The following is a 13,638-nucleotide window of genomic DNA, read 5'->3' on the forward strand; positions in this document are numbered from 1 at the left end:
GCTCTTCTCAGCATGGATTGACGGGCGGCAGGCCGGCGAGGTAGCGGCGCACTTCCTCGGCCGCCATCTCGGCGGCATAGGTGACGGTGCGCACCGAGGCGCCAGCGATATGGGGCGTCAGCGTGACGTTGGGCAGCTGCAGCAGCGACCAATCGACCGGCACCGGCTCCACCGCGAATGTCTCGAGCATCGCGCTGGCGAGGGGGCCGTCGGTCAGGGCCGTCTCCAGCGCCTCGTAATCGACAAGCGGGCCGCGCGCGGTGTTCACGAAGATCGCGCCGGGCTTCATTTTGGCGAAGGCGGCTGCATTCATCATGCCCTTCGTCTCCCCGGTCACGCGCGGATGCAGCGTCACCAAGTCCGACCGCGACAGGAGCTCGTCGAGGCCCACATGCTCCACCCCGGCATTGCGATCGTCGGCTGAGAGCTGGACATAGGGATCGTGCACCAATATGCGCGAACCGAAGGCGCGCAGCAGCCGTACGACCCTGGTGCCGATATTGCCGTAGCCGATGACGCCGACGGTCATTTCCGAAAGCTCGCGCCCGGTCTTGTCGGCGCGGTAGAGCTCGCCCCGCCATTCGCCCTTGCGCAGCGATTCATGGCCGGAGCGGATCAGCCGCGTCTCGGCCAGGATGGCGCCGATGGTGAATTCGGCCACGGCGCTGGCATTGCGACCAGGCGTATTGACCACGAGCACGCCGGCATTGCGCGCCGCCTGCATGTCGATATTGACCGGGCCGCCGCGCGAGACCGCAACGAATTTCAGCTTGGGCATGCGCTCGAGCATGCCGGCGGAGAGCGGCGCGAGCTGGGTGATCAGCAGTTCCGCATCGCCAACGAAGTCAACCACTTCGTCGGGATCGCCGAGATATTCCTTGAGCCCGTCCATGCCGGAAACCGCATAGCCATGCTCCATCGGCACATCCGGCCAGGGCAGTTCCAGCGTGCGGATATCATGGCCGTCGCCGCAGGCCTCCACGATCTTGTCGCGGAACACATCCGCCAGCATGAAACGATCGCCGATTATCGCAATTTTCTTCGTCATGGGTCTTCCTAGTTCTCGGTCATGCCGTTCTGCCTTGCCGCAAGCGTGTGCCAGACGGGTTGCAGCGCCAGTCTCGACTGCTGGTAGGCGGGGAAAATATCTTCATATCGCTGCGCGAGCTGCGCATCGGCCGGTTCCGGCCGGCGCTGGAACGGCGATACCCACTCCTTCACGCAGGCCTCCATCGAGCCGTATATGCCAAGCGAGACCGCCGCGATCATCGCCGCGCCCGCTGCACCGGCTTCCTCGCGCTCGCTGGTCTGGATATTGGCGCCAAGCGCACCGCCGAGGATCTTGCGCAGCGAGGCACTGCGCGCCGCGCCGCCCGTCAGGCGCACCTGCCGCGGCAAGGGACCCATGGCGGCGTAGCAGTCGCGCGCGGCAAGGGCGAGCCCATCGAAGACCGCCCGGGCGAGATCGCTGAAGCCATGCCGGGTGGAGAGGCCGACGAAGGAAGCCCGCGCCGCCGCATCGACGAAGGGGCCGCGTTCGCCGGCATCGGCGATATAGGGATGATATATCAGCGACGCGGGCTGCGATCCCGCAAGCCAGGTCTCGACATAGCCGAGCAGTTCCTGCTTGGTCTTTTCGATGCCGGCGCTCCTGAACAGGCTTTCGGCCAGCGACAGCAGCCAGTCGATGTTCAGCGTCGCCGAAAGGTTCGACTGCATCTGCGCATAATAGCCGGGAACAGGCATGCACATCGTATAGCCGGTAAGATCGCGATTGAGGCGCACATCCTCCGGATTGGTGGCAAGGCGCATGTGCATGCCGGTCGATCCGACGATCGAGCAGCCGGTATCGGTGCCGGGCTCGTAGAGGCCCGCGCCAAGCGCGGTGCAGGCGACATCGACATAGCCGAGCACGATCGGCGTTCCCTCGCGCAGCCCGGTCTGGCTGGCGGCCGCCGCATCGAGCGCATGCGACGTGGTCGCGCCATCGACGATCTCGGGCAGCAGGTAGCTCAGCTTTTCGAGCCCGAGGAACTCGATGACGCTGTCCGAATAGCTGCGGCTGCGAAAATCGCCGAAGGTGAACACCGCTTCCGAAGGATCGGTGGCGCGCCTGCCGGTCAGCTTGAAATAGAGCCAGTCCTTGCAATGGAAGGCGGTGGTGGCGCCCGAATAGAGCGCCGGCGCATGGTCCATCATCCAGCGCAGCTGCGTGCCCTGCTGGCAGGCGGCAAGGCCGCTCCCGGTATGGGCGAAGCGGTGCAGGTCGCCGCTGTCGGCGCGCAATGCCTCGACCGTAGCGCCGGCGCGCGCATCGAGCCAGAGCCACCCCTTGCCGACGGGCTCGCCATCGCGGTCGATCATCCATGTGCCGTCGCCCTGCCCGGTCACGGCCACCGCCACGGTGCGGTCGGCAAGATTGTCGACCTTGCCGGCCAGCATTTCGAGCGTCAGCACCGTATCGGTCCAGGTGCGCCCGAGTTCCTGCACCACGCCGCCATTGCCGGCGCTCTCATAATTGTTCGGCGTCGCGGCAAAGGCGATCTGGTTGCCCTTGAGGTCGAAGGCGACCGATTTGATGATAGAGGTGCCGGCATCGATCCCGATGATGATGTCGCGCATCATGCCAGCTCCCGCCCATGGCTGACGGCAGCGCCGCTGGCCGCATCGAAGACATGGAGACTGTCGGGATCGAGCCGGATGCCGATCGTCTCGCCCAAGGCGAGATCGGCGCGGTCATGCTCGACCAGCACCATGGTGCCGCCGGCGAAATCGGCGGCGATATGGGTCTGGTCGCCGAGCCATTGATTGACCGCGACGCGGGCCGGAACGCCATTGGCGACGCGGCGGACCGAATAGGGCCGGATGCCGACGACCACCCGCCGGCGCTGCAGAAGCGCCTTGCGCACGTCCGGCTGGAAATCGGCCGTCCGGTATTCGAGCCGCACATCGCCGTTCAGCGCGAAGACCATGCGGTCGTCGTCGCCGCTGATCTCGGCTTCGAAGACATTCATCGGCGGCTCGCCGACGAACGTGCCGGTGAAGAGATTGGCGGGCCGCTCCTTGATCTTCTGCGGCGTATCGTACTGCTGCAGCTCCCCACCTTCCATGACCGCGATACGGTCGGCCAGCGCATTGGCCTCCGTCTGGTCATGGGTGACGAGGATCGCGGTCAGCCCGCGCTCCTTGATGTAGTGCTTGATGCGGCCGCGCAGCACGGCGCGCAATTGCGGCTCGAGCTGGCCCATGGGCTCGTCGAGCAGATGCAGGTCCGCATCGCGGATCAGCGCGCGGCCGAGCGATGCGCGCTGCTGCTGGCCGCCGGAGATCGACGATGGGTAGCGGTGGAGAATGTCCTCGATCTCGAGCAGCCGGGCGATATAGGCCACCTTCTCCTCGACGACCGATTGCGACAGGCGGGAGGATTTGAGCGCGAAGGCGATGTTCTCCTTCACCGTCAGCGGCGGGTAGAGCGAATAGCCCTCGAAGGCCATCGCCACGTTGCGGCGCACGGGCGGCAGGGTGTGGACCTCGCGCCCCTTGAGGGAAATCGTGCCGCGCGAGACGGCCTCGAAGCCCGCCACCATGCGCAGCGTGGAGGTCTTGCCGCAGCCCGAGGAGCCGAGAAGGGCGATGATCTCCCCCTTCCTTATATCCATCGAAATATTGCGGACCGCATGGACGCCATGGTCGATGGGCCCATAGAACTTGTCGACATTCTTGATCAAAAGGGCGGTATCGCTCATGCCGCTTCCCCATTCCTGCCATGTGCCGTTGCCGTCTTGCGGACCAGCGCTCCCGTAGCCTTGTCGAAGAGGAACGCCGTGCTGCCATCGATGGCGATGGCGGCCGCGCCCTGTGCGGGCCCGGGCGTTCCGGCGGGACGCGATACCAATATCTCGCGCTTGCGCGCCGTCAGCACCAGCGTCACGGTCTTTTCATTGAGCGGCGTCTCCGCCTCCACATCCACCGGCACCGCGCCGGCGGCGGTGGTGAAGCTGATGGATTCCGGCCTTATGCCGATGACGCAATCCCTGCCGACCACCTCCTCCGGCGCGCCCGGCAATGGCACCTCGACATTCGAAAGCTCGACATGGATGCCGTGCGGGCCCTTCTTCGGCGTCACGTCGAGAAGGTTGATCGTCGGATCGCCGAACAGCCGCGCGATCTCGATATCGGCCGGGGCATTGTAGATTTCCTCCGGCGTGCCGATCTGCCTGATGCTGCCATTGGCCATCACGGCGATGCGATCGCCAAGCGCCATGGCTTCCTTGTAGTCCTGGGTGACATAGACCACCGTCGCGCCCTGCGCCGCGAGCAGGCGCGGCAGTTCGAGCCGCATCTCGAAGCGCAGCTTGGCATCGACGTTGCGCAGCGGATCGTCCAGCAGCAGCAGCGGCGGCGATCCGACCAGCGCCCGCGCCAGCGCCGTCCGCTGCTTCTGCCCGTTCGACAGCGCCTTCGGATGGTGCGACAGCACGTGATCGATCTTCAGGAGCTTCGCCACCTTTCCAACGGAGGCCTTGATCGCATCGGCCGAGGAACGCGTTGCGGTCAGCGGGCTCGCAATATTGTCCTCGGCGCTCATATGGGGAAAAAGCGCGAAGTTCTGGAAGGCCATGCCGATGCCGCGATGCTCGGCCTCGACATCGGTCATGTCCTCGCCGCCGATGAGGACGCGGCCCTCATCGGGGTCGATGACGCCGGCGACGAGGCGCAGCAGCACCGTCTTGCCCGCACCGGAGGGGCCGAACAGGACGAGGGTTTCGCCATCGGCGACGTCGAGCGACAGATTGTCGAGCACCGTATTGGTCTTGTAGCGCTTGACGATGTTCTGCAGTTGCAATGTGGTCATGGATTATCCCTTCACCGCGCCGAGCGACAGGCCTTCGACAAGGTAGCGCTGCGCGTAGAGAGCCAGTGCCAGTGTGGGCGTCACGGAAAGGACGATGGCGGCGGCGATCTGCCCGTACTGGATGCCGGACGAGGTGACGAAGGCCAGCGCGCCGACGGTGACGGGCTGCTTGTCGGCCGATGCCAGCACGAGCGCGAAGACGAAATTGTTCCAGGCGAAGATGAATGCCAGCAGGCCAGCCGCCGCGATGCCCGGCCCGGCCAGCGGCAGCGCGATCTTGCGGAACGTCGCGAACCAGGAATGTCCGGCGATGCGATAGGCATATTCGACATCGGCCGAGATATCCTCGAAATAGCCGCGCACGATCCACAGGATGAGCGGCAGGCAGATCAGCTGGTAGACCCAGATCAGCCCGACATAGGTATCGGACAGGCCGAGCCACTGGAAATATTGCGTCAGCGGCAGGAGGACCAGCAGCGGCGGCGCGAAACGGAACGACAGCAGCGTGAAGGCGATATCCTCCGAACCGCGGAACTTGTGCCGGGCAAAGGCGTAGGCGGCCGGCACGCCGAGCACGAGCGACAGCGCCACCGACGTGACCGAGAGGAACACCGAATTCATCAGATTGCGCATGAAGGCGATGTCGAGCGTTCCGGCCGATGTCGTCAGCTTGCCGGTGATCAGCGCCGCATAATTGGACAGTGTCGGGCTGAAGACGATCGTCGGCGGGATGGTCAGGATCGTCTCGTTGGTCTGGAACGACATGAGGAAGATCCAGACGATCGGGAACATGAAGAACAGGACGACGAGCGAAAGCGCGACGAAGCGGAAAATTCTTTCGAGCGGAGACGTGGTTTCCATGGCTTTCTCCTCATGCCTCGCCGCGGGCGCGTTCGCGCAGCCGCAGCCAGTTCTTGATGAACGTGTTGGAGAGCAGGTATGTGATGGCCCACAGGATCACCATCAGCGCCGCCGAGCGGCCTATGTTGGTGGACTGGAAGAAGTTGAGATAGGCCTCGACCTGGAACACGGTCAGCGCATTGCCGGGCCCGCCCTGGGTCATGGCGTAGATGATGTCGAATTGCTGGATCGAATCCAGCAGCCGGAACAGCGTCGCCGTCAATATGTAGGGCGTCAGCATCGGCAGTGTGATCCGGAAGAAGACGAATGTGCGCGGCACGCCGTCGAGCGCCGCAGCCTCGAATGGCTGCGTCGGCAGCGAGCGCAGGCCGGCGAGCAGCAGGATCATGATGAAGGGCGTATAGACCCAGATATCGACGAGCACGACGGTCAGCAGCGCGGTATCGGGCGAAGAGGCCCAGCGGAAATTCTCGAGGCCGACGAGACCGGCGAGATAGCTCAGAATGCCGAAGCCGGGATTGGTCATCAGCTTCCACATCAGCGCCGCGAGGGCTGGCGCGATCATCAGCGGCAGCAGCAGCATGATGGAGATGAAATTGTTGATGCGCGAGCGCCGCTGCAGCAGCAGCGCTATGCCGAGGCCGAGCAGCAGTTCCAGCGTCACGGTGATGCCGGCATAGAGCAGCGAGATCTTCAGCGTGTTCCAGAAGCCGGGATCGTTGAACAGGAAGTTCCAGTAGTTCTCGCCCCAGTTGAACTTGCGCCCCCATGGCTGGCTGAGCCGGTAGCGCTGGAGCGAATAGATGACTGCCGTGACGAACGGGATGAGAATGCCGATGCAGACGAGCAGCGCAGGCAGGCTCAGGACGTAAGGCAGGACCTTGCGGCTGATCCTGAACCGGGAGGCCGGCTTGCGCGATAGGGTCGTTGAAGCCACGTGGAAGCTCCGTTTCTCGTTTGTAGGGCGCCGGACCGGCGGGGCTGGTCCAGGCTGCCGGAATGCCGTGGAAGGTTGCCCGGCAACCGGCGGAACCGGTTGCCGGCAGCGATATCAGCCGAGGCCGGCTTCCTGCAGCTGGCGATCGATGCTCTGCGCCAGCTGATCGAGCCCTTCGTCGATCGGAACCTCCTTGGCCACCATCTTCTGCAGCGTCGCCGCCCATTCGGTGGTGACGTCGAAGAACAGCGGCTGCGGCGTGAACTTGATGCTCGCGCCGGCGGCCGATGCGTCGAACATTTCCACATAGCCCGGATATTTGCTGTTCAGCTTCTCGCGGAACACCTCGTCCTTCCAGATCGCCTGGCGGACCGGATCGACGAAATCCATCTTGGTCGCGCCGAACAGGGCGTGCTCGGGACCCGAGGCCCACTGCATGAAATACCAGGCCGCATCCTTGTCCTTGGCGTAGTTCGACATGGCGAGCGACCAGATCCAGATATTGGGCGTCGAGGCCTTGGCTTCCGGATTGGCGGTGAAGGCGGCATAGGAAAGCTTGCCGGCCATCTTGTTGTCGCCGCCATTCATGAAGTAGCCGAGGCAATCGGCATCGAAGATCATGGCCGAAGCGCCGGCACCGAGATCGGCGCCCACCTGGTACCAGGTATAGGTGGACCAGTCCTTCGGGCCGCTCTCCTGGATCATCTGCACCCATTTCGAGTGATAGGCCTTGGATTCCGGCGTGTTCATCGCAGCCGAAAGCTTGCCGTCGGCCGAGACGTTCAGGTCCTTCTGGTTGAAGTTGGCATAGCCCGACAGGAAGCCCGGATGGATCGTCGCCCAGGAGCGCGAGCCGCGGACGCCGATGCCGTAGATGCCGCCGACATCCTTCTGCAGCTTGGCCGAAACGGCGATCATGTCGTCGATGTTCTTCGGAACGCCGACGCCGGCCTTTTCGAACATTTCGCGGTTATAGGTGATGTTGTTCTGCTCGAACGCCCAGGGAATGCACCATTGCTTGGCATCTTCCGAGCCGAGCGCCCCGCCAGGCGTGCCGTTCCAGGCGCAGGAATTCTTCACGCCCGGCAGGAAATCGTCCCAGGCATAGTTCGGATTGGTCTTCTCCGGATCGTTGATCCATTCCTTCAGATCGGTGATCCAGCCCGCCGGACCATAGGTCCATGTCATGTAGGCGCCGGTCATGAACACGTCATATTCGCTGGAACCTGAAGACAGCGCCGCCGTCACCTTGTCGAAATAAACGTCCTCGGGGAAGACGTCATAGGTGACTTCGATGCCGGTCAGGTCCTTGAAGTTCTGCAGGTTGGCGATCATGGCGTCGGCATAGGGATGCTTGTTCAGGAGCAGCTTGAGCGACTTGCCGGAATGTGCCTTCCAGTCGAAATCGGCTGCGAGCGCATTGGTCGACATCATGTTGAACAGCGTGCCGGCGGTCGCGGCGGTCATGCCGGCGGCGCCAAGCCCCTTCAGCAGGCCGCGCCTGTCGACCGATCCGCGCAAGAAGGCGCTGATGAGGTCTTTTTCTCTATCGTGCATTGGTTTTTCTCCTCCTTTTATGGGTATTGCCAACAGTTGAACTGAACCGGATACCCGCCGGCATCATCTTGCCGGTCGCCGCGGCGACTCCCTGCCCGCAGCGCCCGGTCAATTCTCATCGGATCATGGGCCGTCCCTCACCAGCAGCCGCGCCGTCCGTTCATCGGTGATGAGGCCGCTCAGGTAGCGGCTCTCCAGAATGGCGTGGGTGGCATGCACCTTCACCTTGCCGCCGACCACGGCGACGATGCGCCGGTTCTTCAGGGTCTCGCGGCCAAGCGTGAACGTGCGCTCGGAAAGCGTCGTCTCTATCGGCTCGCCCGCAGCGTTGAAGAAATGGCCGAGCAGTTCGGCGACGCCGCCCGCGGCCTTGATGTCCTCGATCTCGCCCTTCTCGATCATGCCGGTCGATACCAGCGACGCTTCGAGTTCCACCGTGCCGATGCCGACGAAAAGCAGATTGGCGCTGCCGGCAAGGTCGAATATCTCGCGCACGCCGCGCTGGCTGAAAAGCACGTCGCGGTCCTCGACCGTATTGGCGAAGAAGGGAACCGGCATGACATAGGCATCGGCGCCGACCCGCTCCGCCAGGCGGTGGATGACATCATGGGGACTTGCCGCGAATTTGCGCGTCAGCCCGCCGAGCAGCGAGACGAAACGCGCCCTGCCATTGGCGATGCGCGGCAGGTAATCGACGCAGGCTGCAAGCGTGCGCCCGTGGCCGACGCCGATCAGCACCTCGCCCTCGCGCTCGATCTCGCGCTTCAGGAACTGCGCGCCGGCGATGCCCAGCGCCTTCAATGGCAGGTCGTCCGGATCGAAATCCGGCACCACTTCGCAATATTCGAGCCCGTAGCGCTGCGACAGGATCTGCTCGAGTTCGAGACATTCGGAAACTTCGCCGTCGATATAGACCTTGACCAGGCCTTCCTGGTTGGCCTTCGTGATCAGCCGATGCGCCTTGAGCGAGGTAAGGCCGAGCCGCTTGGCGACTTCGGATTGGGTCAGGCCTCCGGCGTAATGCAGCCAGGCAGCGCGCGCCGCCATGCTCGACTCTTCTTCCCGCAGAGAGCCTCCATTCGCCAAAGCCATAAATCCTACCCTGAGAGCACTGATATTTTTATCGGTTGTTGAAAATAATTTCACCTACTGAAAAATTTGTCAAGCACGCTCTCTCCGGGCCAGAAACGCACAAGCGGAAATGCCCGGCGAAGATCTTCCCCGCCGGGCATCGATATTCGAGAGATGCCTGTCAGGCGCTCAACGCGGGATAATCGGTGTAGCCCTGGGCGCTGCCGCCGAAATAGGTGTTCTGGTCGGCCGTATTGAGCGCCGCATTGGCCCTGATGCGGGTGACGAAATCCGGATTGGCCAGCACCATCTGGCCATAGGCCTCGAGATCGGCCAATCCCGCGGCGATATCGGCGCCGATCTCGTCGCGCGGGCGGCCCGGACGGTTGAGGATCAGCGACTGGTGCCAGAGCTTGCGGATGTCGGCCAGCAGCGCCTCATCGCCCTGGTGCATGATGTGCACATAGGCGAGACCGAGCTTGTCGAGTTCGGCGATCAGATGGCGGTAGAGGTCCGGCCCCTCCGGCCCCTCGTCGATCCCCCACATGTTCAGGCCGGGGGAAAGGCGGATCGCGGTGCGGTCGGCGCCGATCTCCCCGGCAATGGCCGCCGCGACCTCGATGGCAAAGCGGGCACGGTTCTCGATCGAGCCACCATATTCGTCCGTGCGCCTATTGGCGCTCGGCGCGATGAACTGGTGGACGAGATAGGTATTCGCGCCATGAATCTCGACGCCGTCGGCGCCGGCCTCGATCGCCGAGCGGGCGGCATGGCGGAAATCCTCGACGGTCCGGCGCACTTCCTCCGTGCCGAGCGCCCGCGGCACCGGTATGTCCTGCATCCCCGTCGGCGTGAACATGCCGGAGCCCGGCGCAATCGCCGAGGGTGCGACCGCCTGGCGATGATGCGGCGTGTTGTCGGGATGCGACATGCGCCCCGCGTGCATCAGCTGGATGAAGATATGGCCGCCCTTGCCGTGCACGGCCGAGATTATCCTGCGCCAGCCGGCGATATGGGCGGGCGTATGGATGCCCGGCGTCGTCATGTACCCCTGGCCGTCATCGGAGGGTTGCGTGCCTTCGGTGACGATCAGGCCGAGCGCGGCGCGCTGGGCGTAATATTCGGCGGCGAGTTCGCCGGGCGTACCGTCGAAGCCGGCGCGGCTGCGCGTCATGGGCGCCATGACGAGGCGGTTGGGAAGCGTGTAGCGGCCGACTTTGGCCGGCGTGAACAATTGGCTCATCCTGGTTCTCCATCTGTTGGGAACGCCTTTGTCCACTATTCCTCATGTGGGATAAATCCGGTACAATCGAAATCAGTTTTCCATATATGGAGCAATAACGTGAGCCATCTGAACGACATGGCGCTATTCGTCGAGGTGGCGAGGGTAAGGAGCTTCCGCAAGGCGGCGGAGGCGCTCGGCATGCCCAATTCCACCCTGTCGCGCCGCATCAGCGAATTGGAGAAGGCCATCGGCCTGAGGCTGCTGCACCGGACGACCCGCAAGATCGAGCTGACCGAGGCCGGCCAGATCTATTACGAGCGGAGCAAGCGTATCGTCGACGAGGCGCGGCTGGCGCATGAGCAGCTCGGCGCCATGCTCGAACAGCCGAGCGGCGTGATCCGCGTGTCGCTGCCGGTCGATCTCGCCACGCTCTACCTGACGCCGATCATTGCCGATTTCGCCCGGCTCTATCCGGGCATCACATTCGAATTCGACCTGACGCCGCGCCGCGTCGATCTGGTGACGGAGCCGTTCGACGTGGCGATCCGCATCGGCAAGCTGGAGGATTCCGGCCTGATCGCCCGGCTGATCGGACGGCATTCGCTCTACCTCTACGCCTCCCCCGGCTATATCGAGGCATCGGGCGCGCCGACGGAACCGGCCGATCTCCGCGAGCGCGAATGTATCTGCATGCGGCGCAACCTGCGCTGGACCCTGCACCGGGGTACAGAGACCGTCGAAATCGACGTGAGCGGCCGCTTCACGCTCAACAGCGTCGGGATGATCGGCGCGCTTGCGGTCAACCATCAGGGGATCGCCCTGCTGCCCGAGAAGATCGTCGCCCAGGACCTCGCAGCCGGGCGGCTCCGGCGCATCCTGCCCGATTGGCAGGGACCGGCGGTCAGCATCTATGCCGTCACCGAAACGCGGCTCATCCCGGCGAAGACCCAACGCTTCATCGAATTCCTGTCGACGAAGCTGATGGAAGCCTGAGCGCGCGCTTTCGGCTCGAAATGGTCTCCACGCACCGCCCGGCGACAGGAATTGCCCGAACTTATGGCCCGCCGGATTTGCTCCCGGAGCCTTTCCACGATAGACGCGCATCTGACATCACGACCGATGAACGAATATTTGCGAAAAGGAACAGCAGGATGACCGCCCCGAGCGACGACGATTATGTCTATGACGAAGCAACCGGCGAATGGCGCCCGGCGTCGGAAATCGCCGCCGAGCAAGCCAAGGCCGCCGAGGTGCGCGATGCTTCCGGCAATGTTCTGGCGGATGGCGATTCCGTCGTCCTGATCAAGGACCTGAAAGTCAAGGGCGCAGGCCAGACCCTCAAGCAGGGCACGGTCATCCGCTCGATCCGCCTTACCGGCAACCCCGAAGAGGTCGACTGCCGGCACGATGCCATCAAGGGCCTGGTGCTGCGCACCGAATTCCTCCGCAAGCGTTGAGCGGGACGCTACTGGTCTCGCCGCTGGTCGACGATCAGCCGGGCGATTTCATCCGGGTCGGCATGCGCCTGAACTGCTCGCTGCTGCAGTTCGGGTGCATAGCGCTCGATGAGCGACAGCCATAACCGGCCGAGTTCCGGCCCAAGCAGGCGGTTCAGCTGGGAGCGCGTATAGAAGTGCGCTCCTATCAACAACAGAAGCAGGACGCCGCTCCCGCCGCCTGCAACATAGATGAACCGCATGAAATCCGACATCAGCCAGGACATCAATTCGGTGATCCGTGCTTCGAACGAAGGTATTTTCGACAATACAAAAAGCGCGAGCGCCGGGACGATGATGACGGTCGCGAGCCCGACCATGCTCTTCCTGACGAGGGAATAGGCTTTGAAACAACGCTCAAAACCGCCCGTGCCCGCGACCCGCTCAAGAGCGATCGTCTGTTTGTAAAAGTCGTCCGACTTTTCGACCGGTATCCGTTTCCAGTCGATCAATCCATGCAGACCCTCAAGCTGACGGCCGGCAAACTGCGACAACAGCATTGCCGCGCCGAAATTCGAAAGAAAGTTCACTTCAGCGCTCCATGGCTCAGCATCGATTACGATTGAAATCGTTGATCATGTTGTTGAATTCCTGGTCAAAGCTGCGTGCGTCCGTCGCGACCGGATCGGTGACGCTGAATTCCTGTGGCTTGTACTGGCCCTTTGCCGCGTGCTGGATGGCATTCCGGCCCCGGGCAAGGACGCTGTTCACTGAAAGCATCATGCTCGTACAGCCTTCAGGCCGGCTTTCGCGGACTTTCTTGTCCCATCCTTCGGCCATTTCGTTGACCTTGTTAAGACTGTCGGCAAAGGCCTGTGCCGCCTGCTTTTCGCCGGCCTTCTGGAAGAAATCATCGGCGAGGCCCGCGGCCTGCTTTGCATAAAGGATCATGCCGGCGCGAAAATATTCGGCGCTATCCTTGGGTGCCTGTTCGAACGCGGTCCGCGTATTGACCTCGTCGCGCTGGCGGATGCCGTTGTAGAACTCCACTTCCAGTTCTGCGACTTTCTTCATCGCAGCAACATATTGCGGGTCCTTTTCCCTGGCTTTCTTGCCCTCGTCGGCAAGATGGCCATTTGACTGTGCGTAATTGCTAAGCTCCGTATTCAGGGGCTCGACCTCTTTGAGTGCCGCCGTGAGAGCTTTTGCAGCCTTGTCGATTTCCGGAAGTTCCGTTGGCATCGCCAATGCCGTATCGAGCGTTTCGCGCATGCGCTTTATGTTATAGGGGTTCTCGACTGAATAATGCTTCAGCTCCTGCCCCTTCTGCAGTGCCTCCTGATAATATTTCAGATGATCGGCGAGGCCGGCTCCAAAAGAAGAGCTGCCGTTTGCAGCGTCAATATAGGTGTTGTACTTTGCGATCTGCTGCTGTTCGGCTGAAAGCTGTTCAGCCGGCGCGGCCGATTCGGCCTTCTTCTGGTCGTTGCAGCCTGCCAGACAGATTCCGCCGACAAGCAGCAGTCCGGCCAAAAGCGACTTCATATTGAGCATCATGATAATTCAGCGCCCACGGCAAAGCGTGCGCGTGTCCTTTTCGTTTGTTTTCAGGGTGGAATTAGCTCGACTGGTTCAGCCGGGCGGTGTCATCAGCATGGGCCGGAGCGGCCGTGATGAATATGAGGCTGCTGATGCA

The 13,638-nt window shown here is 63.0% G+C and carries 13 protein-coding genes; 2 read left to right on the top strand and 11 right to left on the bottom strand.

All coding sequences use genetic code 11. From position 1 onward, the window contains the following. Nucleotides 1-7: 7 nt before the first annotated feature. From M8997_RS15240 to M8997_RS15280, 9 genes are all read right to left on the bottom strand, one after another. A complete protein-coding gene (locus tag M8997_RS15240) occupies nt 8-1,048 on the bottom strand; it encodes a 2-hydroxyacid dehydrogenase (protein ID WP_250014951.1) in 1,041 nt (346 codons plus the stop codon). Between the two features lie 8 nt (nt 1,049-1,056). After that, complete coding sequence (locus tag M8997_RS15245; RefSeq protein WP_250015447.1) at nt 1,057-2,622, bottom strand: FGGY-family carbohydrate kinase; 1,566 nt, start codon at nt 2,620-2,622, stop codon at nt 1,057-1,059. Further along, nucleotides 2,622-3,746 (bottom strand): ABC transporter ATP-binding protein, encoded by a 1,125-nt coding sequence (locus M8997_RS15250; RefSeq protein ID WP_250014952.1) that lies wholly within the window; start codon nt 3,744-3,746, stop codon nt 2,622-2,624. The genes M8997_RS15245 and M8997_RS15250 overlap by 1 nt, the downstream gene beginning before the upstream one ends. Next, the gene (locus M8997_RS15255; RefSeq protein WP_250014953.1) at nt 3,743-4,855 is read right to left on the bottom strand and encodes an ABC transporter ATP-binding protein; all 1,113 of its coding nucleotides are present in this window, start codon (nt 4,853-4,855) and stop codon (nt 3,743-3,745) included. The genes M8997_RS15250 and M8997_RS15255 overlap by 4 nt, the downstream gene beginning before the upstream one ends. A 3-nt stretch (nt 4,856-4,858) precedes the next feature. Further along, nucleotides 4,859-5,716: a carbohydrate ABC transporter permease gene (locus M8997_RS15260; RefSeq protein WP_250014954.1), complete on the bottom strand. Its 858-nt coding sequence runs from the start codon at nt 5,714-5,716 to the stop codon at nt 4,859-4,861. A 10-nt stretch (nt 5,717-5,726) separates the two neighbouring features. Continuing rightward, entirely contained in the window at nt 5,727-6,653 is a 927-nt protein-coding gene (locus tag M8997_RS15265) for an ABC transporter permease subunit (protein WP_250014956.1), read from the bottom strand. Nucleotides 6,654-6,767: 114 nt separating this feature from the next. Further along, nucleotides 6,768-8,210 carry an extracellular solute-binding protein gene (locus M8997_RS15270; protein ID WP_250014958.1) on the bottom strand — a complete coding sequence of 481 codons (1,443 nt, stop codon included), beginning with the start codon at nt 8,208-8,210 and terminating at the stop codon, nt 6,768-6,770. Nucleotides 8,211-8,333: 123 nt separating this feature from the next. Further along, nucleotides 8,334-9,302, bottom strand: a complete 969-nt coding sequence (locus M8997_RS15275) for a sugar-binding transcriptional regulator (protein WP_250014959.1) — start codon at nt 9,300-9,302, stop codon at nt 8,334-8,336. A 160-nt stretch (nt 9,303-9,462) separates the two neighbouring features. Further along, nucleotides 9,463-10,524: an alkene reductase gene (locus M8997_RS15280; RefSeq protein WP_250014960.1), complete on the bottom strand. Its 1,062-nt coding sequence runs from the start codon at nt 10,522-10,524 to the stop codon at nt 9,463-9,465. 99 nt (nt 10,525-10,623) lie between these two features. Here M8997_RS15280 and M8997_RS15285 point away from each other — a divergent pair, with 99 nt between their 5' ends. Both M8997_RS15285 and M8997_RS15290 read left to right on the top strand, forming a co-directional pair. After that, nucleotides 10,624-11,499 carry a LysR substrate-binding domain-containing protein gene (locus M8997_RS15285; RefSeq protein WP_250014961.1) on the top strand — a complete coding sequence of 292 codons (876 nt, stop codon included), beginning with the start codon at nt 10,624-10,626 and terminating at the stop codon, nt 11,497-11,499. A 158-nt stretch (nt 11,500-11,657) separates the two neighbouring features. Next, nucleotides 11,658-11,963 (top strand): alkylphosphonate utilization protein, encoded by a 306-nt coding sequence (locus M8997_RS15290; protein WP_250014962.1) that lies wholly within the window; start codon nt 11,658-11,660, stop codon nt 11,961-11,963. A gap of 8 nt (nt 11,964-11,971) precedes the next feature. Here M8997_RS15290 and M8997_RS15295 read toward each other — a convergent pair whose 3' ends face one another. Beyond that, a complete protein-coding gene (locus M8997_RS15295; protein WP_250014963.1) occupies nt 11,972-12,532 on the bottom strand; it encodes a DUF6097 family protein in 561 nt (186 codons plus the stop codon). A gap of 16 nt (nt 12,533-12,548) precedes the next feature. Beyond that, nucleotides 12,549-13,487, bottom strand: a complete 939-nt coding sequence (locus M8997_RS15300; RefSeq protein ID WP_250014964.1) for a DUF3829 domain-containing protein — start codon at nt 13,485-13,487, stop codon at nt 12,549-12,551. Nucleotides 13,488-13,638: the final 151 nt, after the last annotated feature.

This window comes from Phyllobacterium sp. 21LDTY02-6 (assembly GCF_023554255.2).
GTDB lineage: Bacteria > Pseudomonadota > Alphaproteobacteria > Rhizobiales > Rhizobiaceae > Phyllobacterium.